The 24,053-nt window shown below is 30.4% G+C and carries 24 protein-coding genes, 1 other RNA gene and 2 pseudogenes; 18 read left to right on the forward strand and 9 right to left on the reverse strand.

Translation table 11 applies throughout. From position 1 onward, the window contains the following. Position 1: 1 nt before the first annotated feature. The 8 genes from ybeY to ppdK all read left to right on the forward strand — a co-directional run bounded on the left by ybeY (position 2) and on the right by ppdK (position 7,450). Positions 2-508: an rRNA maturation RNase YbeY gene (ybeY, locus tag KQH81_RS06755; RefSeq protein ID WP_027637969.1), complete on the forward strand. Its 507-nt coding sequence runs from the start codon at positions 2-4 to the stop codon at positions 506-508. Between the two features lie 57 nt (positions 509-565). Beyond that, a complete protein-coding gene (locus KQH81_RS06760; protein WP_027637970.1) occupies positions 566-1,270 on the forward strand; it encodes a diacylglycerol kinase in 705 nt (234 codons plus the stop codon). Positions 1,271-1,341: 71 nt separating this feature from the next. After that, positions 1,342-1,746 carry a cytidine deaminase gene (locus tag KQH81_RS06765; RefSeq protein WP_027637971.1) on the forward strand — a complete coding sequence of 135 codons (405 nt, stop codon included), beginning with the start codon at positions 1,342-1,344 and terminating at the stop codon, positions 1,744-1,746. Between the two features lie 8 nt (positions 1,747-1,754). Then, complete coding sequence (era, locus tag KQH81_RS06770; protein ID WP_027637972.1) at positions 1,755-2,645, forward strand: GTPase Era; 891 nt, start codon at positions 1,755-1,757, stop codon at positions 2,643-2,645. Between the two features lie 12 nt (positions 2,646-2,657). Then, complete coding sequence (gene recO, locus KQH81_RS06775) at positions 2,658-3,419, forward strand: DNA repair protein RecO (protein ID WP_027637973.1); 762 nt, start codon at positions 2,658-2,660, stop codon at positions 3,417-3,419. Beyond that, on the forward strand, positions 3,406-3,996 hold the full coding sequence (locus KQH81_RS06780) for a DUF4342 domain-containing protein (protein WP_027637974.1): 591 nt from the start codon (positions 3,406-3,408) through the stop codon (positions 3,994-3,996). The genes recO and KQH81_RS06780 overlap by 14 nt, the downstream gene beginning before the upstream one ends. 115 nt (positions 3,997-4,111) lie before the next feature. After that, positions 4,112-4,753, forward strand: coding sequence for a helix-turn-helix transcriptional regulator (locus tag KQH81_RS06785; RefSeq protein WP_027637975.1), 642 nt, complete (start codon positions 4,112-4,114; stop codon positions 4,751-4,753). Positions 4,754-4,819: 66 nt separating this feature from the next. Beyond that, a complete protein-coding gene (ppdK, locus tag KQH81_RS06790) occupies positions 4,820-7,450 on the forward strand; it encodes a pyruvate, phosphate dikinase (RefSeq protein WP_027637976.1) in 2,631 nt (876 codons plus the stop codon). A gap of 36 nt (positions 7,451-7,486) precedes the next feature. Here the strand turns inward: ppdK and KQH81_RS06795 are convergent, their stop codons facing one another. Then, positions 7,487-8,557 (reverse strand): CotS family spore coat protein, encoded by a 1,071-nt coding sequence (locus KQH81_RS06795; RefSeq protein WP_027637977.1) that lies wholly within the window; start codon positions 8,555-8,557, stop codon positions 7,487-7,489. Positions 8,558-8,714: 157 nt separating this feature from the next. Between KQH81_RS06795 and KQH81_RS06800 the strand changes: the two genes are divergently transcribed. From KQH81_RS06800 to rnpB, 7 genes are all read left to right on the forward strand, one after another. Next, complete coding sequence (locus tag KQH81_RS06800; protein ID WP_074844182.1) at positions 8,715-9,743, forward strand: deoxyguanosinetriphosphate triphosphohydrolase; 1,029 nt, start codon at positions 8,715-8,717, stop codon at positions 9,741-9,743. A gap of 238 nt (positions 9,744-9,981) precedes the next feature. Beyond that, positions 9,982-11,745 carry a DNA primase gene (gene dnaG, locus KQH81_RS06805; protein WP_027637979.1) on the forward strand — a complete coding sequence of 588 codons (1,764 nt, stop codon included), beginning with the start codon at positions 9,982-9,984 and terminating at the stop codon, positions 11,743-11,745. A 39-nt stretch (positions 11,746-11,784) separates the two neighbouring features. Beyond that, positions 11,785-12,849: an RNA polymerase sigma factor RpoD gene (gene rpoD / locus KQH81_RS06810; protein WP_051196189.1), complete on the forward strand. Its 1,065-nt coding sequence runs from the start codon at positions 11,785-11,787 to the stop codon at positions 12,847-12,849. Between the two features lie 83 nt (positions 12,850-12,932). Next, a complete protein-coding gene (locus KQH81_RS06815; RefSeq protein WP_027637981.1) occupies positions 12,933-13,820 on the forward strand; it encodes a PH domain-containing protein in 888 nt (295 codons plus the stop codon). 26 nt (positions 13,821-13,846) lie between these two features. Next, positions 13,847-14,539: a tRNA (adenine(22)-N(1))-methyltransferase gene (locus KQH81_RS06820; RefSeq protein ID WP_027637982.1), complete on the forward strand. Its 693-nt coding sequence runs from the start codon at positions 13,847-13,849 to the stop codon at positions 14,537-14,539. Then, the gene (locus KQH81_RS06825) at positions 14,530-15,333 is read left to right on the forward strand and encodes a Nif3-like dinuclear metal center hexameric protein (protein WP_027637983.1); all 804 of its coding nucleotides are present in this window, start codon (positions 14,530-14,532) and stop codon (positions 15,331-15,333) included. The genes KQH81_RS06820 and KQH81_RS06825 overlap by 10 nt, the downstream gene beginning before the upstream one ends. 100 nt (positions 15,334-15,433) lie before the next feature. Continuing rightward, an RNA gene (rnpB, locus tag KQH81_RS06830) (RNase P RNA component class A) lies at positions 15,434-15,805 on the forward strand. 55 nt (positions 15,806-15,860) lie between these two features. Here the strand turns inward: rnpB and KQH81_RS06835 are convergent. From KQH81_RS06835 to KQH81_RS06845, 3 genes are all read right to left on the reverse strand, one after another. Continuing rightward, a complete protein-coding gene (locus KQH81_RS06835) occupies positions 15,861-16,010 on the reverse strand; it encodes a tyrosine-type recombinase/integrase (protein ID WP_230029131.1) in 150 nt (49 codons plus the stop codon). A gap of 17 nt (positions 16,011-16,027) precedes the next feature. Continuing rightward, positions 16,028-16,378 (reverse strand): site-specific integrase, encoded by a 351-nt coding sequence (locus tag KQH81_RS06840; RefSeq protein WP_027637984.1) that lies wholly within the window; start codon positions 16,376-16,378, stop codon positions 16,028-16,030. Between the two features lie 137 nt (positions 16,379-16,515). Next, positions 16,516-16,815 (reverse strand): hypothetical protein, encoded by a 300-nt coding sequence (locus tag KQH81_RS06845; RefSeq protein ID WP_326839256.1) that lies wholly within the window; start codon positions 16,813-16,815, stop codon positions 16,516-16,518. Positions 16,816-17,060: 245 nt separating this feature from the next. Between KQH81_RS06845 and KQH81_RS06850 the strand changes: the two are divergent. The 3 genes and pseudogenes from KQH81_RS06850 to KQH81_RS06860 all read left to right on the forward strand — a co-directional run. Beyond that, a pseudogene (locus KQH81_RS06850) lies at positions 17,061-17,474 on the forward strand (manganese catalase family protein); the annotation flags it as partial. A gap of 60 nt (positions 17,475-17,534) precedes the next feature. Further along, positions 17,535-17,695 (forward strand): annotated as a pseudogene (locus KQH81_RS06855) (IS200/IS605-like element IS200H family transposase); the annotation flags it as partial. Between the two features lie 257 nt (positions 17,696-17,952). Then, positions 17,953-18,780: an N-acetylmuramoyl-L-alanine amidase gene (locus KQH81_RS06860; RefSeq protein ID WP_027637986.1), complete on the forward strand. Its 828-nt coding sequence runs from the start codon at positions 17,953-17,955 to the stop codon at positions 18,778-18,780. 46 nt (positions 18,781-18,826) lie between these two features. Here the strand turns inward: KQH81_RS06860 and KQH81_RS06865 are convergent, their stop codons facing one another. The 5 genes from KQH81_RS06865 to KQH81_RS06885 all read right to left on the reverse strand — a co-directional run bounded on the left by KQH81_RS06865 (position 18,827) and on the right by KQH81_RS06885 (position 24,002). Beyond that, a complete protein-coding gene (locus KQH81_RS06865; RefSeq protein ID WP_074845867.1) occupies positions 18,827-19,957 on the reverse strand; it encodes an aldo/keto reductase in 1,131 nt (376 codons plus the stop codon). Positions 19,958-20,058: 101 nt separating this feature from the next. Next, positions 20,059-20,844, reverse strand: a complete 786-nt coding sequence (locus KQH81_RS06870) for a Cof-type HAD-IIB family hydrolase (protein ID WP_027637988.1) — start codon at positions 20,842-20,844, stop codon at positions 20,059-20,061. A gap of 164 nt (positions 20,845-21,008) precedes the next feature. Further along, positions 21,009-21,710, reverse strand: coding sequence for an ABC transporter ATP-binding protein (locus KQH81_RS06875; protein WP_035770422.1), 702 nt, complete (start codon positions 21,708-21,710; stop codon positions 21,009-21,011). After that, a complete protein-coding gene (locus KQH81_RS06880) occupies positions 21,707-22,930 on the reverse strand; it encodes an ABC transporter permease family protein (protein ID WP_230029132.1) in 1,224 nt (407 codons plus the stop codon). Before KQH81_RS06880 ends, KQH81_RS06875 begins: the two co-directional genes overlap by 4 nt. A 4-nt stretch (positions 22,931-22,934) precedes the next feature. Next, positions 22,935-24,002 carry an FtsX-like permease family protein gene (locus tag KQH81_RS06885; protein WP_027637990.1) on the reverse strand — a complete coding sequence of 356 codons (1,068 nt, stop codon included), beginning with the start codon at positions 24,000-24,002 and terminating at the stop codon, positions 22,935-22,937. Positions 24,003-24,053 lie beyond the last annotated feature (51 nt).

Genomic DNA, 24,053 nt, shown 5'->3' on the forward strand with positions numbered 1-24,053 from the left:
AATGATTTTTATAGATAATGAACAAGAGAAGATAGAACCTTCAGAAGAATTTAAAGAAAAGCTTTCTGAAATGATAGATTTTGCATTAAAAGAAGAGGAAGTGAAAGTTCCTTATGAGATAAGTCTGTTGTTTGTAGATAATGAAGGTATTCACGAAATAAATAAAGAGCAGAGAGGAATAGATAAGGTAACCGATGTGTTATCTTTCCCTATGCTAGATTATCCTAATGGAAAAGTATTTAAAGATGCATATAAAGGATATGAATTTAAAGCAGAAGACTTGGATGGAGATCTTTTAGTCTTAGGAGATATAGTTTTAAGCTTAGAAAGAGCAAAGGAGCAGAGCATAGAGTTTGGGCATTCCTACATGAGGGAAGCTTGTTATCTGGTAATACATTCTGTTCTACATCTTTTGGGCTATGACCATATGGAAAATGATGAGAAAATCCTTATGAGGCAAAGAGAAGAGTATATTTTAGACAAGTTTAATATTAATAGGGAACTTTAAAAAGAGTTAAGATTAAACTTAACTCTTTTTAAACATACTAGAAGAGGTGGTGGTTTTGTGAAAATAAGAGGACTAGTAGATAGTTTTAACTATGCAATAGAAGGAATTATATATGCTGTTAGAACTCAACGAAATATGAAGATTCATATGGTTGCTACTTTATGTGTTCTGTCAGCGTGCTTTTTTTATGACCTTACTAAAATGGAGCTTTTAATAATAACAATAACAGTTAGTATGGTTATTGGGGCAGAACTTATAAATACAGCTGTAGAAGCTGCTGTTGATGCTACGACAAACTATTATCACCCTCTTGCAAAAATAGCAAAAAATGTTGCAGCAGGTGCAGTTTTAGTTACAGCTATAAATGCTCTTATAGTAGGATATATAATATTTTGGGATAGATTAAGTGAAATAACATTTTCAACTATAGATAAGATAAAGAATTCAGATCCATATTTAATATTTTTAGTACTTATATTCGTATCTATAACTACATTAATTGTAAAAGCTATATTTGGAGAGGGAACACCATTAAAGGGAGGCATGCCAAGCGGACACAGTGCTATAGCATTTTCAATAGCCACAACTATAGCCTTAATAACAGAAGAACCTATAAGTGTCATGCTTAGCTATCTATTGGCACTAATTGTTGCACAAAGCAGAGTTGATTCCGAGGTTCATTCTGTTTTGGAAGTAATAGTAGGTGCTATTTTTGGTACACTTTTAACAGTTGCAATATTCAAATTTCTTTCTATAGTATAGAACATTATTGAAATACATATAAATAATGCTATAATTTAAATACAAGAGCTTAACTATTGGAGGAATAAAATATGAAATATGATGTATTAATAGAAAAAGCTATAGAAGCAAGAGAAGCGGCCTATACTCCTTATTCCCATTTTAAGGTTGGAGCTGCTGTGCTCACTGAAGATGGATCTATATACAGTGGATGTAATGTTGAAAATGCATCATTTGGTGCTACTAATTGTGCGGAAAGAACTGCTATATTTAAAGCTGTTTCAGAAGGTCATAGAGTTATAAAAGCCATAGCTGTTATAGGTGATACTAAAGCATATACTTATCCTTGTGGGATATGCAGACAGGTTATGCTTGAATTCGCAGAAAATAAAGATATACCTGTTATAATAATTAAAAACAAGAAAGAATTCATTACAAAAACATTAGATGAGATAATTCCTGGAAGTTTTACTAAAAAGGATTTAGATCAAGCATAGGAGGCAAAATGTTTAAATCAGGATTTGTTACTATAATCGGAAGACCGAATGTTGGAAAGTCAACGCTATTAAATTATATTATGGGTGAAAAACTTTCTATTGTTTCACCAAGACCACAAACTACTAGAAATAATATACAAACAATACTTACAACTGATGACTATCAAATGGTATTTGTAGATACGCCAGGACTACATAAACCAAGGCATAAGCTTGGTGAATATATGGTAAAGGTAGCTAAGGATGCATTAAAAGAAGTGGACTTAATATTATTTTTGACAACACCAGAAGGAGAAATCCAAAAAGGAGACGAAATTATATTAGAGCAGCTTCAAGACATAGAGATACCAATGTTTTTAATCGTAAATAAAATTGATGAGAATACTCAAAATAAAGTTGCAGAAACTCTTGAAGCTTACGGGAAAAAATTTAAATTTAAAGAGATAATTCCTATAAGTGCTATAAAGGGAAAAAATGTAGATGTACTTGTAGAGCTTATGCAGAAAGAACTTCCAGAAGGACCGAAATATTATCCAGATGATATGATAACAGATGTTCAAGAGAGATTTGTAGTCAGCGAAATAATAAGAGAAAAAGCTTTAAAGCTTTTATCTGATGAGGTGCCTCATGGAATAGCAGTAGATATCATTCAAATGAAAAGGGATCAACGAGGAAAGTATACCATTGAGGTTGATATGATATGTGAAAAAGATTCTCACAAAGGAATAATCATTGGTAAAAATGGTCAAACATTAAAGAGAATAGGACAGTATGCAAGAGAAGATATAGAAAAATTCTTAAGAGCAAATGTAAACTTAAAAATTTGGGTAAAGGTAAGAAAGGAATGGAGAGATAATCCATCATTCTTAAAAGAATTAGGTTATAAAACTAAAAAGTAGGGAGATGATTTTCTGGCTCAGTTTAAAACTAATGGAGTTATAATTAAGTCTCAGGATTACAAAGAAAATGATAAGCTCCTTTGGATATTTACAGAAAATCTTGGTAAAATAACTGCTATAGCTAAAGGAGCAAAAAAGAATAGCAATAAGTTATTTCCATCATCCCTGCCATTGTGTTTTGGAGAATATGTTTTATATAAAGGAAAGAGTTTGTATACAATAAATGAAGGAAGGATAAAAGCATCCTTTCAAGGGTTATTAGATGACTTAGAAAAACTAACTTATGCTACATATCTTTGCGAACTTATAGACATAAGTGAAATGGAAGAGGAACCTAATCGGGAATTATTTAAAATATTTGTTTCAGCTCTTTATTTTATGAACTCAAATGCTTTGGATGATGAGATGCTGGTTCGTACTTTCGAACTTAAGCTTTTAAAGCTTACAGGATATGGCATGGAGCTCAATCATTGTGTAGCCTGCAAAACTCCTTTAAAATCATCTAATTACATAAACTTAGCTTATTCTGGTGGTGTTTGTGATAACTGTAGAAAGGAAAGAGGATTAGTGGTATCTAGAGGAACTTTTAATGCTCTAAGGTTTTTATATAACACTACCTTTGAAAAAGTTTATAGACTTAATTTAGATAGAAAAACTAAAGATGAAATAGAAAAAATATTATCATACATAATTCAAAACAGCTATTCAAGAAAACCTAAAAGTTTAGAAATGCTTACTATGTTTAAGGAGAGTGTTAAAGATGATAGATATTAGTTTGGAAAAATTAGATATGATAAAAGAGAGAACTGGTGTATCTTATGGTGAAGCTAGAGAAGCTCTAGAAACATGTGATGGAGATGTGGTTGACGCTATAATTTACATTGAAGAGAAGAAGAATAATGAACCATCTCCAGTAGATACAAGCTTAGAACAATTTAAGGAATGGCTAAAAAATACTATTGAAAAAGGCAATATATCTAGAATTAAAGTGAAAAAAGATGATAAGGTTATAGTTGATGTTCCAGTAAATGCCGGAGTCGCTGCTGGAGTTATAGCAGTAATATGGTGGCCTATAGCAGCAATACTTACTGCAACAGCAGTTGTATCAAAAGTTACAATAGAAATTACAAAAGATGATGGCTCTATAGAAGTGGTAAATAAGCTAGTAAAAACAACAGCAAATGATGTAAAAGATAAAGCTTCTGCAGTAGCTGAAGATATGAAGAATAGATTTAAAAACTTTACGACTAACTTAAAGAATAAGAGTACAGAAGATGGAAATATAATATCAAATGATGAGCCTGTTTATCAGTATACAGTAAAATTTGATGAAGAAAATAAAGAAAATTAATAACAATCCAAATAATATATAAAGTTAAAAAATATGGACTAATTGAAAAATAGTGTATACCATTAAGTAGATTTGTTGTATAATTAATTATAGTATTTGAATGTTATGGAAAGAGGTGAGGGCAATTAAACTTACACCAAGACAGCATGAAATAATAAAACTAGTTAAGGAAAATGAACCTATAACTAGTGAAGCTCTAGCTCGTAATCTAGGGGTTACAAGAGCAGCTCTCAGACCAGACTTAGCAATACTAACTATGACTGGAATATTGGAAGCAAGACCGAAGGTCGGATATATTTATTCTCAAAAGCCATCCCATAGTATGGTATATGATTATATCATTGATATAAAAATAAAAGATATAATGTCTGCACCTGTGGTTGTAAATGAAGAAACTTCAGTATATGATGCTACGGTTCATATATTCCTAAATGATGTTGGAACTCTATTTGTAGAAAACAAGGAAGTTTTAGTAGGAGCAATATCCAGAAAAGACCTTCTAAAAATAGCAATAGGTGGAACTGACATACACAAGGTTCCAGTTGGAATTATAATGACTAGAATGCCTAACATTATTTGTATCGAGAGAGAGGACAGCGCTTATCTTGCAGCTAAGAAAATTATAGAGCATGAAGTGGATAGTCTTCCCGTGATAGAGAGAATGGAACGAGACGGTAGAGAAGTAATGAAAATTGTAGGTAAAGTATCCAAAACAAACATAACAAAGTTATTCCTTAAATTAGGTGAAAATGATTAAATAGTTTATAAAATAGGGAGGAAATCCCATTTATAATAAAATCACAAATTAGAGGAGTGTTATAAGATGGACAACAAAAAATATGTATACCTCTTTAGTGAAGGTAATGCTTCAATGAGAAATTTACTTGGTGGAAAGGGTGCCAATTTAGCTGAGATGACAAATCTAGGTATCCCAGTACCAAAAGGATTTACAGTATCAACAGAAGCATGTAACAAGTATTATGATGATGGTAAGATGATATCCAAAGAAATAATGACTGAAGTAGAAGAAAAGATGGTACAACTTGAAGAAATTACAGGAATGAAATTTGGAAGCTTAGATAACCCACTTCTTGTTTCAGTTAGATCAGGTGCAAGAGTTTCAATGCCAGGTATGATGGATACAATATTAAATCTAGGCTTAAATGATGAAACTGTAGAAGTTGTAGCAAAAAAGACAAATAATCCAAGATTTGCATATGATTCTTATAGAAGATTCATACAAATGTTCTCTGATGTAGTAATGGGAGTAGAAAAGAGATTATTTGAGAAGTTAATAGATGAAGCAAAAGAGAGAAAAGGCGTTCAGTATGATACTGAACTTGATTGTAACGATTTAAAAGAATTGGTACTTAAATTTAAAGAGCTTTACAAAAAGGAAATGGGAGAAAACTTCCCTCAAGATGCTAAGACTCAATTAATTGATGCAATAACAGCAGTTTTTAGATCTTGGGACAACCCTAGAGCAATAGTTTATAGAAGATTAAATGACATACCAGGAAACTGGGGTACAGCTGTAAACGTACAACAAATGGTATTTGGTAACAAAGGAGATACTTCAGGTACTGGAGTTGCGTTCTCAAGAAACCCATCTACAGGGGAAAAGAAATTATTTGCTGAATACTTAATGAATGCTCAAGGGGAGGATGTTGTAGCAGGAATAAGAACTCCTCAACCTATATCAAAGCTTAAGGATGATATGCCTGAGATTTATGATCAATTCGTAAAAATCGTTGATAAATTAGAAAAGCATTATAAAGATATGCAAGATATGGAATTTACTATTGAAGAAGGAAAATTATATTTTTTGCAGACTAGAAATGGTAAGAGAACAGCACAGGCTGCATTAAAGATAGCTGTTGATTTAGTTGCAGAAGGAATGTTAACTAAAGAAGAAGCTATATTAAAGGTAGAACCTAAACAATTAGATTCACTTCTTCATCCAACTTTCAATGCAAAAGAGCTTAAATCAGCAGAAGTTATAGCAAAAGGACTTCCAGCTTCTCCAGGAGCAGCTTGTGGTAAGATTGCATTTACAGCAGAAGAAGCTAAGGAAAGATCAGACGCGGGAGAAGATGTTGTTCTTGTAAGACTTGAAACTTCCCCAGAAGACATTGAAGGAATGATAGCAGCAGAAGGAATTTTGACTGTAAGAGGCGGAATGACTTCTCATGCAGCGGTTGTAGCTAGAGGTATGGGTGCTTGCTGTGTAGCTGGATGTGGAGATATAAAGGTTAATGAAGAAACTAAGACTATGTCAGTAAATGGTAAAGTATATGGTTGTGAAGATTATATATCTTTAGATGGTAATACAGGAAATGTTTATGGGCAAGCAATAAGTCCAGAAGAGCCACAAATAAGTGGTGAATTTGCAACATTCATGAGTTGGGCTGATGAAATAAGGGCTTTAAAGGTTAGAACTAATGCTGATAGCCCAAGAGATGCTAGACAAGCTGTTAAGTTTGGAGCAGAAGGAATAGGTCTTTGCAGAACTGAGCATATGTTCTTCGCAGAAGACAGAATTTCAGCAGTAAGAGAAATGATAGTTGCCAAAAATGTAGAGGAAAGAAAGAAAGCTTTAGAGAAACTTCTTCCAATGCAAAGAGAAGACTTTATAGGAATATATGAGGCTATGGAAGAAAGACCTGTTACTATAAGACTTTTAGATCCACCACTACATGAATTTTTACCACATGATGATGAGGATATAAGGGATTTAGCAAAGGAAATGGGATTAACCTTTGAAGATCTTAAAAATACAGTAGAATCACTACATGAATTCAATCCAATGATGGGACATAGAGGATGCAGACTTGCTGTTTCTTATCCTGAAATTGCAGAAATGCAAGTAAGAGCTATTATAGAAGCTGCAATATGTGTGAAAGAAAAATGTAGTTACAATATAATACCTGAAATAATGATTCCATTAGTTGGCGAAGTTAAAGAACTTAAATTTGTTAAGGATATAGCAGTTAAAGTAGCTGATGAAATAATAAAAGAAAAAGGAACAGATATGAAGTACTTAATTGGTACTATGATAGAAATTCCAAGAGCTGCACTAACAGCTGATGAGATTGCAAAGGAAGCTGAGTTCTTCTCATTTGGTACAAATGATTTAACTCAAATGACATTTGGTTTCTCAAGAGATGATGCTGGCAAATTCTTGAATGATTACTATGAAAGAAAAATTTATGAATCAGATCCGTTCTCTAAGTTAGATCAAAATGGAGTTGGAAAATTAGTTGAAATGGCAGCAGTTAAAGGAAGATCTACAAGACCAAACATAAAGCTTGGTATATGTGGAGAGCATGGTGGAGATCCATCATCAGTTGAATTCTGTCATAATATAGGATTAAACTATGTGTCATGTTCACCATTTAGAGTTCCAGTAGCTAGACTTGCTGCAGCTCAAGCACAAGTTAAGAATAAAAGATAATAAACATAAAAAAGACCACTAAAAAGTGGTCTTTTTTTATGATAATGATGAATTAAAAAGATTTTCAGTATAGTTTATAAGTTTATTAATAAACTCTAATTGTCCATCAGTCTTTTTAGTAGCATGTATAATAAGTGATTGGAAAGAATGTTTATTACATTTATTAATATTGTTATAGTAGTCCTTAGAAAGTTTCCAGTATTTTTGAGGAAAAGCGAGATAAGCTATAATATATTTATATTCATCAATGGATAAAGGCAAAGTCTTATTATATAAAGACAAAGCGTTTATAGCAATTTCAAAATCCCATTTTGTATTTTCTCTTTTCAAAAGACGCCTCAAAAAATATGATATATCATGACAGCAATAATCCATTTTGCATTTATCAAAATCAATCACAAAAACATTATTATTTTTATCAAAAATTATGTTTTTATTTACGTAGTCACCGTGACAAAGACTTCTTCTTAGATTATTACTGTCTATAGAGGATGAAATTTCTAAGGCTTTAGACGCTAATAATAAATTAGAATCAAACGAGTCTAAAAATATTTTCGAAAACCTATCCTTGTACTTAAATGCGAGATTTGAACATTTTAATAAATCTTGAAAATGTTTAGATGTAGAATCATATATGCTATCAAATCCTGTCCTTGATGCGCTGCCTAAAATTGGTTGAAATTTTATGCCGGCATTATGAAGTTTTGCAAGATTAGCAGCAGAATTCATAACATTTTCTATGTTATCATAATCACATTTATCTCCGTTTACCCATTCTGTTAATATAAAAAGCATTTCATTTTTTTCTACAAACCTACCTCCACGAAGAGTTGGAAGTATACGTGGAACATTAACTTCGTATCTATAAAGCCATTCTATGGCAGAGTATACAAAAAGAAGCTGAGGTTTATCAAAATATATTTTCTTTAAACAGAATTTATTTGTAGGAGTTTCTATTCTATATACAGCTCTTTGCTTATCTGTATCCTTGAACTTTATTTGAGATACTGTTCCGTTTTCAAGTCCATAATGAGGAAGAATATAATGTTTAATATTCTCTTCTTTTAAAAGCTCATATTGAAGATATTTGGCAGAATCCTCAGGCATTATAACACTCCTTTAAAATTAATCTTACTATAATCATATTAATCAAATAATAAATATATACATACTAATATATGATTTATATATTAGAGTTTATTCCTATAACAACCTTAAAGGAAATTTAGGATGATTTATAGAAGTATACAAAGAGGTGAGTTTTATGGAAATAAGAAAAGAAATTGAAGATTATGAAGATATGATTTTTATTAAAGAGGCCTGCAAGTGTAAAGATTCTAAAGGAAGAGCATCCTATGAAAAAGAGGATGAGATAAGAACGTGTTTTATGGTTGATAGAGACAGGATAATTCACAGTAAAGCTTTTAGAAGATTAAAACATAAAACTCAAGTATTTATAAAAACATCTAGTGACCATTATAGAACAAGACTTACACATACACTAGAAGTTTCTCAGATAGGAAGAACTATAGGAAAGTCTTTGAGACTCAATGAAACTTTAGTAGAAGCTGTAGCCTTATGTCATGATATTGGGCATGTGGCTTTTGCTCATAGTGGTGAAGAGGTTCTAAATGAGATTCTTCCTAACGGATTTAAACACAATGAAAATAGTATAAGAGTAGTCAAATATATAGAGAAAGATGGAAGAGGATTGAACTTGACTGAGGAGGTTTTAGATGGGGTTCTTTATCATAGTGGATTTAGCAAAGGTAATAAAACTGCGTATACTTTAGAAGGACAGATAGTGAAGTTTAGCGATAAAATTGCTTATGTCAATCATGATATCGATGATTCTATAAGAGCGGGACTTCTAAAAGAGGAAGAATTGCCCCAAAATATAATTAACCTTCTTGGAGATACTAACAGCAAGAGAATTGACACATTAGTAAAGGACTGTATAAAAACGAGCAAAAACAATATACAACAAGGTGTTTTAAAAATAGAATTAAGCGAAGATATAGGAAATGCTCTGACTTCCCTTAGGAATTTTATGTTTGAAAGGATATATCTCGGGAATGTTCTTAGTGAAGAAAGAGATAAGGCTAAATTTGTTTTAAAAAAAGTATTTGAGTATTATAAAAATCATCCAGAAAAAATGCCGAAACTATATCAAGAAATAGCCTATAATGATGGAATATGTAGAGGAGTTTCAGATTACATATCAGGTATGACGGATGATTATTGTATATATGTATTCAATAACATATACATGCCAAAGATTGTTATCTTTTAATATAATAAGGAATAATATTATTAAGGTTGTGGGTAAAATAACCAAAGAGAAAAATAGTACTGAATAGAAGGAAAAACTGTTTTTACAAAGAATATATATAGAGTAAAGGTCAAATATAAGAAGAATTTTATAAAAATTTATATGAAAAGTTAAAAATAAGAAGGAAAATCATTATTTGTGTCGAATATAATATTCTTTGTTGGACTTTTATCAATTAAAAGTTAGGTGGGAAGTATCATTGATACCAGAACATATAATTGAGAAAATTAAGGAACAAAATGACATAGTGGATGTAATTTCAGAAGTAGTAAAACTTAAAAGAAGCGGAAGAAATTATATAGGTCTATGTCCGTTTCATCGTGAGAAAACACCTTCTTTTAGTGTATCTAGCGATAAACAAATTTTCAAATGCTTTGGTTGCGGGGAAGCCGGCAATGTTTTTTCATTTATTATGAAATACAAAAATATGAGTTATATAGATGCTGTAAAATATTTGGCAGATAGAGCAAATATAACAATAGAAGAAAAAGGCTCTTCTAAGAAGCTCCATGACAAAAAGGAGATTTTATATAATTTAAATAAGGAAGTGGCTAGATTCTTTTTTAATAATCTATACAAATACGAAACTGGTAAAAACTATTTTAACATTAGAGGCATAGATGAGAAGACTATAAGAAGATTTGGACTTGGATATTCTTTAAATAGTTGGAATAGTGTACTGCAAGTATTTCGTAGAAAATATGGGGAAGAATTATTATTAGAAGCGGGGTTGGTTTTAAAAAGCGAAAAGGGAACTGTATACGACAGATTTAGAAATCGTGTAATGTTTCCAGTTTTTGATTACAAGGGAAGAGTGATAGGATTTGGAGGAAGAGTTTTAGATGACTCAAAACCTAAATACTTAAATTCTCCTGAAACTTTGATCTTCAATAAGGGAACTAATCTATACGGATTAAATTTTGCTATTAAAAATAGCAATACTAGAACTTTTATAATAGTAGAAGGGTATATGGATGTGATTTCTCTTCATCAGCATGGAATAACTAATGCAGTAGCTTCACTAGGAACAGCTCTTACGGTGAACCAGGCTCGGCTTTTAAAAAGGTATGCAGATAAGGTTATAATATCTTATGATGCGGATTTGGCGGGACAGATGGCTACGATGAGAGGGCTGGAAATACTAAAGTCTAATGGCTTTGATGTTAGAGTTCTTACAGTACCAAATGGAAAAGACCCTGATGAATTTATACGAAACAATGGAAAAGAAGCTTTTCAAAAATTAATGGATTTAGCATTACCTCTAATTGATTATAGACTAAACAAAGCTAAAGAAGGTGTAAACTTTAAAAATAGAGATATGGTTATATCATATGTTAAAAAAGTTACAGATATTCTTACTAGCTTGGATAGTATAGAAAAAGATGTATATATCAAGAAAATTTCAGAGGAAAGTGGAATAGGAGAGAATGCTATCTATGATTTATTGAATGAAAATATTCAAAAAGCTACATCTAGTTACGAAAATATGAATACAACTGAAGGATTTAGACAAAAATTATATGTAGAACCCGCATATATAAAGGCAGAACGTAGCCTACTAAAACTTCTGGTTAGAAATAATTCAAATTGCTATGACTATATATGTTCAAATATCAATGAATCAGATTTTGTAATGGAAGCTCATAGATTTATATTTAATCTTATAGTAGAATGTGGAGACAAAAAGGATTTAAAAGAAAAAGAATCATATATAGAAAATAAATGTAATAGTAATACTGACATAATTAAAGAATGGGTTAATATAAATGACACTATTATTATTTGTGAAGAAGATCAAATCATGTCTTTGATAGACGACTATATAAATGAGATAAATAATTTTAGATCTCAAAATGATAAAAAAAATCTTATAAAAATTATAAAAGAACTTGAGGAATCTGGAAAATTTGAAGAAGCATTAAAGTATGCATCAAAACTTAAGGATCTTCAGAAAAAGAGTTAGGAAGGGGATTAGAAGCTTATGACGGAAGGAGGCAAGAACATGAAGGATAAAAATGCCAAAATGAATATAGTTAAAAAGCTTATAGATAAAGGAAAGAAATCAGGAAGCTTAACCTATAAAGAAATAATGGATGAACTTGATGACGTAGAGCTTGCACCAGAACAAATAGAAAAAATTTATGAAGTACTAGAATCTATGGGTGTAGAAGTTATAGGAGACATACAAGAAGAGGCTCCTGCAGAGGGTGAATTAGATCTTTCAATACCAGAAGGTATAGCAATAGATGACCCAGTAAGAATGTATTTAAAAGAAATAGGGAAAGTTCCACTTTTATCCTCAGAAGAAGAAATTAATCTTGCACAAAGGATAGAGGAAGGAGACCAGTGGGCAAAGAAAAAGCTTGCAGAAGCCAATCTAAGACTAGTAGTAAGTATTGCAAAGAGATACGTAGGAAGAGGTATGCTTTTTCTAGATCTTATACAAGAAGGTAATTTAGGTCTTATAAAAGCTGTTGAGAAATTTGATTATAGAAAAGGATATAAATTCTCTACTTATGCAACATGGTGGATAAGGCAGGCAATAACAAGAGCTATAGCTGATCAAGCAAGAACTATAAGAATTCCTGTTCATATGGTAGAAACTATAAACAAATTAATAAGAATAGAAAGACAGCTTTTACAAGAGCTGGGAAGACAACCGCTTCCTGAAGAAGTAGCAAAGATAATGGAAATGCCTGTAGACAAGGTAAGAGAAATAATGAAAATAGCTCAAGAACCAGTATCTTTAGAAACTCCAATAGGAGAAGAGGAAGATAGCCATCTTGGTGATTTTATACCAGATGACGAAGCACCAGCACCAGCAGAAGCTGCAGCATTCACTATGCTAAAAGAACAGCTAATCAATGTGCTAGATACTTTAACTCCAAGAGAAGAAAAAGTATTAAGATTAAGATTTGGATTAGATGATGGAAGAGCTAGAACTCTTGAAGAAGTTGGTAAAGAATTTAACGTAACTAGAGAGAGAATTAGACAGATAGAAGCAAAAGCTCTTAGAAAACTTAGACATCCAAGCAGAAGTAAAAAATTAAAAGATTATTTAGATTAGCACCTATTTGGTGCTTTTTTTCTTTCTTTATAATAGTATAATATAAAAGTGAGAACTTATTTGATTGAATAGAGGTGACTTTAATGAAAATTTATAAACCGGAAAGAGGAAGAGGAGCGATTTATCTTTTTCTAAGTATATTCATAGTTGATGGATTAGCATTACTTTTGATGCAGTTTTTAGATTCTTATATTATTTTAAATTTAATAGGGGTTTTTATAGTATGCTTTACGCTTTATTGTCTTTATTATTTTATAATGGATTTAACTTTAGAATATAGAGTTTACGATGATATGATAGAAATAAACACTATTATGCCTTTTAGAAAAGTTAAAATTCCTATGAATGAGATCTTAGGATATGGAAAACAAAATGGTGCTATAGAGGGAACTAAGCTTTCTGGTATAGGAACATCAAAATTTGCTTTTGGTAAGGGACTTATTGAAAATGTAGGCATTACCTATATGTATACACCTTCTTGCAGAGAGGTTCTATATATAAAGACTAAAGATATCGGCTATGGAATAAGCCCTAAAAGAATAGATAAGTTTGAGGAAATGCTAATTAATCATGGTAAAGAGCTTAAAACTTTTGAAGTTGTAAAAAACAAGAATGTACATTTATATAAAGAGAAAAAATTTATTATACCATTTGTTCTAGCATCAGCAATTATAATATTTATGACAATTAATCCTTTTATGTTTTATTTAATGAACAAGCTTCCTGCAATGATGCCTGTAAGTTTCAATGCAAATTTTGAGGTTATTGCATTTACTACAGGAAAGATATTTGCATTTAGACAGATGACTTATGGTGTATTTAATATGATAGTATTATTATGTATGTATTATGCATCTCGCTTCTGTGCAAAGTACGATAAGGAGTCTGCATATAAATATATCTATATATCGCTTATATCTGCTTTAGCATTTTTATTTATGCAGATAAAGGTTTTAGTGGCATTTGCATAAAATTTATAGAGATCAAAGGAGAAATTATGGAATTAAGCATAAGATTAAAGACGATAAGTAATTTAGTAGATAAATGTCATTCAATAGTTGATGTTGGAACAGATCATGGATATATACCCATATACCTAACAGAGAAAACTTTATGTGATAAAGCTATTGCCTCTGATATAAATAGAGGACCTGTGGATAAAGCTAAGAAAAATGTATCATTGTATGGAATGAAGGATAAGGTTGAATGTCGACTTGGACCTGGACTTACAACGGTAAAAAAGGGTGAAGTTCAAGGGGCTGTAATTGCTGGTATGGGCGGAAATTTAATAAGAGATATAATATTACAAAGTTATGATATATTTAAAGAACTAGATTTTGCGGTTCTTCAACCAAGTCAAAATCCAGAAGTATTAAGAAAATTTCTTTATGAAGAAGGAATAACCATATTAGAAGAGGACTTATGTTTAGACGAAGGAATTTATTATGAAGTTATGAAAGTAAAATTTGAAGGGAATTCTCCTGTTTCTATACCAGAGGTATACTATGAAGTAAGTTCATCTTTATTAAAAAGTGGAAATGTGCATATGAAAGATTATTTAATGGAAAAGATAGATAACAATAAAAAGATACTATCAAAAATTCAGGATGTAACTGAAAATGCTTTAGAAAAAAAGAAAAAGGTTGAAAGAAAAATCAAAGAATTAGAGGAGTTGACAACATGGCTTTAATTGTTAAAGAATTTGCATCATATATAGAAGGAATAGCCCCAGTAGAGCTTAAAGAAAGTTATGACAGTGTTGGATTGGCTATAGGTGATAAAGAAGATAATATAAAAGGAATATTGGTTGCATTAGATGTCACATTAGATGTTATTGAAGAGGCTAAAGAAAAAGGAGCAAATTTAATATTTTCACACCATCCTCTTTTATTTATAAAACCTCAAACCATAACTACCGATACCCTTCAAGGAAAGAAGATAATAGAGCTTATTAAAAATAATATAAATGTATATAGTGCTCATACTAACCTAGACTCTGTAGGAGGAGGACTAAATGATATAATAGTAAACCTACTTGGATATGAAAACAGCACTATTATAGATGACAAGAAGGGCCATGATGGATGTGGCATAGGAAGAATAGTTGAATTAGAAAAGGAAATGACTTTAAAAGAAATATGCAGAAATATAAGAATGAAACTTCAAACTCCCTTTTTAAGAGTTGTTGGAGATATGTATAGCAAAATTTCAAAGGTTGCAATTATAAATGGCAGTGGACAAGATTATTTTGAAGAAGCTAAAAATTTAGGAGCAGATCTTATAATAACTGGAGATACATCTTATCATTATGTAAGTGACTACAAAGAAATGGGCATGTCAATAATAGATATAACACATTTCAGCTGTGAGTGGCCTCTATTCAAGAAATTTTTCGAAAATATAGAAGAAGAGTTAAAAAGAATGGATCCAGATTTAAAAGTATATATTTCGGAGAAATCTAAAGAGCCGTATTCAGTATATTAATTTTTAAAATAGATAATTGATAATTATAGGACTCGCTTATAGATTTTAAAATTCTAAAATGATTTGCAAATAATGCGATTATGTGTTATCATAAGTTCTGCGAGTAAGTCAGATAATCGCTGCTAAGTTTACTTAGGAGAGGAAAGTCCGAGCTCCGTAGGGCAGGGTGCTGGGTAACTCCCAGTCAAGGTGACTTGAAGGAAAGTGCAACAGAGATATACCGCCAGATTTTTAATTTATTAAAATGAGAGCAGTTACGGCTGACTGGTAAGGATGGAAAGGCGAGGTAAGAGCTCACCAGCGCATTGGCGACTTTGCGGCTATGTAAACCCCACTTGGAGCAAGACCGAATAGGATGGCATATGGGGCTGCCCGTCCCGCCATCGGGTGTGTCGCTTGAGCTTATTGGTAACAATAGGCCTAGATAGATGATTGTCAAATACAGAACTCGGCTTATAGATTTAGTCGCGCATTGAAAATACTAGGTTTACGCTTAGTATTTTTTTTATTGAAATTCTTTTGACATTCTAAAAGTGAAGAATGTCTGTGAGTTTGTCAGTGGCATCTTTCTGCATTTTTTTATTTACATGAGAATAGATATTTAAAGTTGTAGCTATATCTTTATGACCCAATCTTTCTTGAACTACTTTTGAATTTACTCCTTGCTGCAAAAGCAAGGTTGCATTAGTATGTCTTAAATCATGGAATCTAACTCTCTTATACTCTCAATAGTTTTAGGAGTAGTTAAATATACATGACCATTACTATATATCATATTATTTTTGATAATTAATGAGTTTTCACTAAGCTTAAGATTATTCCATTCAAGACCTTCAAGTTCACCACGTCTAAGTCCAAGTTCCAGAGTTAATCTAAGAGCAATATAAAACATATAATCATATTCATTAGATAAATCTAGCTTATTGACTATTGTAGAGATTTCACTAGGAGTTAATATATCCGGAGTGAATTTTTCTCTTTTTGGACGTTCTATATATTTACAAGGGTTCTCTTTAATTAGCCTTAATTTTAAAGCTCTATTCATAAAACTTCTGAGGATGTTATGAAATGGTGGGTAGGACAATAAATTGTAGCACTATATTGAAATAGCATTAAATAACGTCATATGAGGATACTTACGTAAGATTATACACTCATATGACAATAAAATAATAAAAGAATTTATCTGGTATCTTTATCAATGAATATTTTGCCATTTCCAACTATTACAACTCTATAACTAGGTTTAAGAGGAATTAAATCAAATTTAGCTGATTTAGGATTTAGATGGATACTTTGTAAAATAAGTTGATTTTCATTATAAATGGTAATATGAGCACTATTATTTGATGAAATATTCTGCACAAAATAAGTTTCATTAGATGAGAAGTTAAAATCACTTGATGTATAAATGCCTTCATTGAATATATTTTTGGCAAATGCAGTCGTTGAAACAAATGGATTAAATGTTAATCCTATCAAAATTAACAATATACAAATATATTTTTTCATAGAATATCATCCTTTCAAAGTTATTGTGTGTAATGGAAATTATAATATGCAATTTATATAGGAAGGGTAGATAAGAAAAAATAACTTAAGTTTATAGAAGATGCGCTAATGACCTGAAATTAAGAGAAGGTTTTTCTATATTATTAATAAAATAAGTTCGCAATTATAAGATAAGAAGATATAGACGTTATTTGAAAGTTAAATAATACAGTAATGAAAAAGTTGATAGTGGTGAAATTCAAACATATGTACAATGTGATTTGTCACCAGTTCTAATTAATTCATCAGGATCACCTTGGACATCTGATTATGTCACAGTAACATGGGATTTAGTTGCTGACTTGTTATCCAATATAGCTTCTGAGCAGAGAGCTAAAGTAGTTTATGAATATTTATATAGACAAATAGAAGATAAAGAAGTAAGAGCAACAATTGATTTCTTACTAAATAGAGAAGAGGCTCATAATGCTTTATTTAGAGAAGCTTTAAATAAGGTTCAAAATACAGGTTCAAATAAAGATTTTGGAGTTACTTAAGACTCTAAACTATATTTTAATTTATCTACTCCTGGGCCTAATCATGAATCTCTGAACCCTACACCACCATCTTTTGAAAATCCAAGAAGATAACTTTATATTTAATACCGCATATTCAAAGTTGAATGATGTACATAGTTTATTAAATGCAAACTTGAAATACCTCCAAAGATGAGTATTTAAAGTTTTATGGGGGGTCTTGAAGGGTAAGAGTAGTTTAATGATATATGAAAATGGACAAATATAGAAATAGAGAATTCTGCTGTAGGGTATATTATGTTGATATAGTAGGAAAAGATACAAAGAAAATAAAAAAGCCAGATTCGTATCTAGCTTTTTAAAATAGAGGGAGTATTATAAAAAAATAAAAATAGGTTATAGCATTAAACTCCTTCTAAATTATAGACACTTTAAAAAATTTTATACAATAAAATAAAAAAGTTATATCTAAGGAATCATATAAAAATTTTATAACTATTGTGTTACCGTAAAAAATTAAAATTTTAAAGTGACGGTTATTAAAGATTCGCACACTATGTAGTATGTACAGAAATTAAGAAGGAGGTCTAAAATGAAAATCTTACTGGATATGGGACATACGTTAAGCGGAGCTGACTTAGGTACGGAAGGTTGTGGCAGAAAAGAGCAGGAATGCACTAGAGAAATAGGTTATAAGATAAAAGAAAAATTGGAAGCTATAGGACATAGAGTTATAGTATGTAGTCCTGATAATGCAGCTACATTGCACGAATCCTTAGAATATAGAGTTAAAACTGCTAACAAAGAGGGGGGAGATTTATATATATCATTACATCTGCATGCTTTTAATGGTATTGCATATGGAACAGAGATTTATACCTATGCCGCTAGAAAGTTTAAAGAGGCTCTAGATATTTTGGAAAATATATCTAGTCTGGGATATCGTAACAGAGGAATTAAGGATGGATCAAGATTATATGTTATTAGAAAAACGGTAATGAAAGCTATGGTGATAGAATGTTGTTTTATAGACAATGAAAAAGACATGGAATTGTATAATGCAGAAGCTATGGCTAGTGAAATAGTTAATGGAATTATAGGAAAGAAAAGCAGGAAAAGCTGGGTGGAAGAGCTTCAAAAAGAATGTAGCAAGGAAAGAGGTAATATTGAGATTATACAAGGAATAGCTGATGAGAATACTTTAGAAGTATGTCCTATGCTCAGAATAGGTAATACAGGAGGCATTGTAAGAATAATGCAACAACGTCTTACATCACTTGGATATGGCTTACCTTATGGAGCAGACGGCATTTTGGGTTATGGAACTAAACAAGTTATAATGAAATTTCAAAGAGATAATGGGTTAACTGAAGATGGTATTGTGGGAAAAGAAACATGGAGAAAGCTGCTATTATTATAGTAACAATTATATAAAAAATGGGATGAGTTTTCATCCCATTTTTTTATTATAAATTAAAAACAGAAATAGTTTCTTCTAAAGATTTTCTTATTTCTATGTGTTGAGGACAAATAGTTTCACACTTTCCACATTTAATACAATTTACAGGGCTTTCTTTATCTTTAAGGGATTTTATATAGTTTTCTTTAAATGTTGATAAATCATCAAACAAAGAGGCATTATTTAGATAGTCGAAAGCTTTAGGAATGTTTACTCCCATTGGACATGGCATACAGTACCTGCATGCGGTGCAGTTTACCTTTATTTTTGAAATGTATTTTTCTTTAACTTTTTCAATAAGTTCTGTTTCAGAATGAGATAAGGAATTTGCATCTGTAGTTTCGGCAGTATCTATATTATCCTTTATTTGATCAAAATCATTCATACCACTTAAAACCACATCTACATTTTCATTGTTCCAAAGATATTTAAAGGCCCATTGAGCTGGAGTTCGTTTAACTTCGGCACTATCCCAAAGCTCTTTAATGTCCTTAGGAACATTTGAAGCAAGCCTTCCACCTCTTAAAGGTTCCATTACAGCAAGTCCAAGACCTCTATCAGTAGCATATTTTAAGCCTTCTTCGCCTGCCTGATAGTTTGCATCTAAGATATTATATTGTATTTGGCAGAATTCCCAAGGGTAAGAATCAACAATTTCTTTAAAAACTTCTAATTTGTCGTGGAAAGAAAAACCTACATGTTTGATTTTACCTTGAGCTTTTAAGGAATCAAGAAACTCAAAAACTCCAAGAGATTTCACATTTTCAAAATACTCTTTGTTCAAAGCATGGACTAGATAAAAATCAACATAATCCAATTGAAGTTTTTTCATCTGCTCATTAAAATATTTTTCAAAATCATCTCTAGTTTTTATAAGAAAACTTGGAAGTTTAGTTGCAATAAATACTTTTTCACGAATATTACGTGACTTTAGATATTCACCTAAAAATTCCTCTGACTCTCCATTGTGGTATGGATAAGCGGTATCTAAATAATTTAGCCCTCTTGATATAGCGTAGTCTAAAAGTTCACTAGATTTTGACCTGTCTATTTTGCCATCTGATAAAGGAAGTCTCATAAGACCAAAACCTAATGTGGATACTTTTTCGTTAGTTTTACCATAATTTCTATATAGCATAAAATCTCCCCCAAATTAAATTGTCATATGACCAATAATATTATAGCATATAAATGGAAATAAAAGAAAATACAGCAAGGAAAACTTGCTGTATTTAATCATTAAAGAATTCTATTTTTTATCTCTTCTAAAACGCCATTATTTATATTACTTTTAGCTACAAAGTTAGATGATTCCTTAACTTCTTCAGGAGCATTTTCCATAGCAAAACTATAATGAGCTTTTTTTAGCATTTCTAAGTCATTATAATAATCTCCAAATACCATGGTTTCGTCATAAGACACATTAAGTTTCTCTTGGACATGTTCTAAGGCAACACCTTTATTAGCACCTTTATTAGTTATATCAAGCCATATTTGACCAGATACCGCAACATGAAGTTTAGACCCCCACGTTGGAGAAATTATATTATTACTATTTTCTTTAGCACCTAGAAAATCACATAGAGTAACCTTTAAAATATCATCATCAACAGTTGTAAGGTCATCTACAATAGTATATTTAAAGTAATACTTTTCCACTTCTGTTATAAATTTTTCATAACTCTTTTCAATGTATGCAGATTTTTTGCCACAAAGTACAAGTTCGCAACCCTCAATAGTTCGTCCATGTTCTATAAGAGCATCAACATAACTTTTATCTAAAACGTTAGAGTAAAGTTCTTTATCTTTATGAAGTACATAGGTACCATTTTCACAGATGAATAGCATATCATCTTTTACTGGTTTAAAATTCTCAGCAAGATTAAAATATTGTCTTCCGCTGGCAGCTGCAAAAATTATATTATTTTTTTTAAGCTTTTTAAATACATGGAAAAATTCTTCATTTAGTTTTCCATTTCCATCAAGAAGAGTACCATCCATATCACTAGCTATTAATTTTATCATAGAATTGTCCTCTTTTCTTTCATTTGTATTTATAAGTACCATTATTGGTACAACTCTATTATATATTAAAAAATAGAGTTTTTTTATATTTTAAATTTTAAAAAGATTCAAAAATAGAGATCTGAATAGTCTCTATAGAAAGAAAGAGATATTTGTGATTAGAATTATTTGGAAAATTTAGAGGTAATATTATGAGAAGTGGTCCAAGAACCATCCTTCATATATAGAGTTTTATCACAAAAACTTGCAACTACATTATCATGAGTTACTATTATAATGGTTTTATTATATTTTCTGTTTAGAGATACTAATAAGTTCATTATTTTAATGCTATTTTCTTCATCAAGAGCACCAGTTGGTTCATCAGCTAAAATAATATCAGTTTCTTGAGCAAGTGCTCTTGCAATAGCAACTCTTTGCTGTTGACCTCCAGAAAGCTCTCTTATAGAGGCTTTAGCTAAGCTTTCAATACCAAGCTCTTTTAGATATTTTTCACCAACTATTCTTCTTGATTTAAGGGGAATACGTCTAAATTTCAAAGGTAATATAACATTTTCTATAACAGTTAAATCTTTAATAAGTGCAAAGTTTTGAAATATAAACGAAATTTTTTCGTTACGAATGTCTGATAGAGTGTTTAATTTTTTAAAGTCTATAGGAGTATCGAAGAGAAAATACTGTCCGCTAGAGGGGTAATCAATACAACCTAGTATATTTAAAAGAGTGCTTTTTCCACATCCTGAAGGGCCCATAATTGCAATGAGTTCTCCTTGTGATATCTCTAAACTTAAATTATTAAGTGCATTTACAGCATTGTTTCCCTTACCATATATTTTTGAGATGTTATTTAATTTTAAAATACTCATTCTACAAATCCACCTACCATTTCTTTAGGACTTAATTTATTGACCTCACTAAATTGTAATATAATAATAGCTAATACAATTATTAATAAGATACCTATAGACATATATAAATTTGAAAGCAAGTTTTCGTTTATAAAAAATGAATATACTTTTTTACAATTTTTTATATAAAACATGCTTCCTAATAATATACCTATTAAGATATTAATCATAAATTCTGTTGAAAATATGGTGAATATTTCTATTTTTTTTATACCTAAACAGAAAAGCAAACCTATCCTATCTTTATCACTGGTAATTTTATAAGAAATTGTTGCAACAATAGAAGCAGTAGCTATTAAAGTAATAATTAAAATTCTGATGGTTTCAAAAAGTTTCCTAGATTTTATTTCAGTTAGAAAAATATTTAAATCCTCATTCAAATCTTTTACAACTATATCAGAAGAAATTGAAGAAGAAATTTTTTCTATGTCCTTCAGATTTAAAGTATTATTTGCTGAAGGATAGATGACTATAGGCTCATAGCTAAAATTTTCAAAAAAATCTTTATCTTCACCAGGAATGACAATAGATGAATTTAATAGAAATGAACTATTTACGGCATCGCTATAATCAAAGGTAAGAGAATCTTTTTTAAAGAATCCCTTAATTAAGTAAGTTTTGTTATCATAACTAAATGATTCTCCAATATTGAATTTTTTAGAATAATTAAATCCAAGAACAGTAGGGATATAATCATTCTTTGTAATCCAGTCTTTTGTTGAAATTTCACCTATTATATTATTATTGTAGTGACTTATAGCAGAAGGATTAAATTTTATAACCATATTATCGCTGGATTGACCTAAAGAAAAGTTATTCTTTACATCTTTATTCGTTGATTTTAATACATCTAAAGGTATTTCAGTATATGGATCTCGCTTAACAGTACCATGCTCATATCCATTGTTATGTAATAAGGTTAAAGTTTTTTGTATTTTATCTATATAATCAGTTTTTATTTCCTCAGTGGTAGCTTTAGGAATCATCTTATAAAACACCATCATTGCTGAATTAGAAGTGTCAATAGAGCGTTCAAATCTAGAGTGATAGGAACTATCAAATCTAAATAGTGATATCAAGGATGCTATATAAAATAGCCAAAGACATACTTGCATGATTATTAATAAATTTAAAAATTTACTTCTTTTAAAATCAAAAAATAAAAATTTATCTCTCATATCATCACCTTATATCTTTCATCAATTTAAATTTCATAACATTAAATAAAATACCAATAGACACTAGTATGGATATAAGATATACAATTAAAAATGTTATAGAAATGTTAGTTATGCCTAATGGGGAGTAGGTTCTAGGGAATGCTGTACTCATAAAATGAATAGTTATATATGAAGATAAGAGCCCCAAAACTATTCCTGTAGTAGACAGCTTTAAGATACTACTTAAAAGTTCTTTAAATATATCTGTATTCTTTGCCCCTAAGACTTTCATAATAGCAATTTTTGATTTTATACTATTGGCAAAGAAAAATGAAAATAAGACTAAATTAATAAGACCAAGATAGATTTCATAACTAATTTCTTTAAAATTAGGCACATTATCTACTATATATTTTACAATTGATTTTTGAGGTATTTCCTTGAAAGATATATGTAAAGAGGAGTTTTCTAAGTTTTTTAAAGAATTAAAGTGAGTTTTATTTACTAGAAAACTCAAAGATTCATAAGTAGAAGCTTCAAAGCCTAATGACATTATAGGGATTATGGAGGTATCTATAAAGAAATTAGAATTTCTAATGACACCAGTTATTTCATACAAATCATTAAACAATTGGACATAGGATTTATCATCATGCCTAATTGAATATTGATTTGAAGCTTCTCCTATAACTGCAAGTTTTTTATTGCTTTTTAATTCGTCTTTATTTAGATAGCGACCTGATATATCTGCATATTTTGTGATATCGAATCCATCACCAGCTAAAAAAACTTTATTAAAAGTCATTACATTCTTTTGCTCTCCATGGGAAGCTATAGGATTTAGAGAAAAGTCATTTATATCATTATCCGTGAAAGATTTGATATAATCTGATAGGTTTAAAGCTGAGTCTTTAGATATTAGAGTTGTCAATAAATAATCATCATAAAATTTATTGCTTTCTACGGCTATTCTATAATATCTGTAACAAGAGCTTATAGTTATACTGAAAGAATAGGCTGATATGAAGAAACCTAAGATAAGAAAAAACTCTATTTTTGAAATTTTTAATTTTTGGAGTAAACCTTTCATATAATACACTCCTTAAATATTGATTATTAGAAATCTCTACAAAGATAGAAT

Source organism: Clostridium cadaveris, from assembly GCF_020911725.1.
GTDB classification, from domain to species: Bacteria; Bacillota; Clostridia; order Clostridiales; family Clostridiaceae; genus Clostridium_X; species Clostridium_X cadaveris.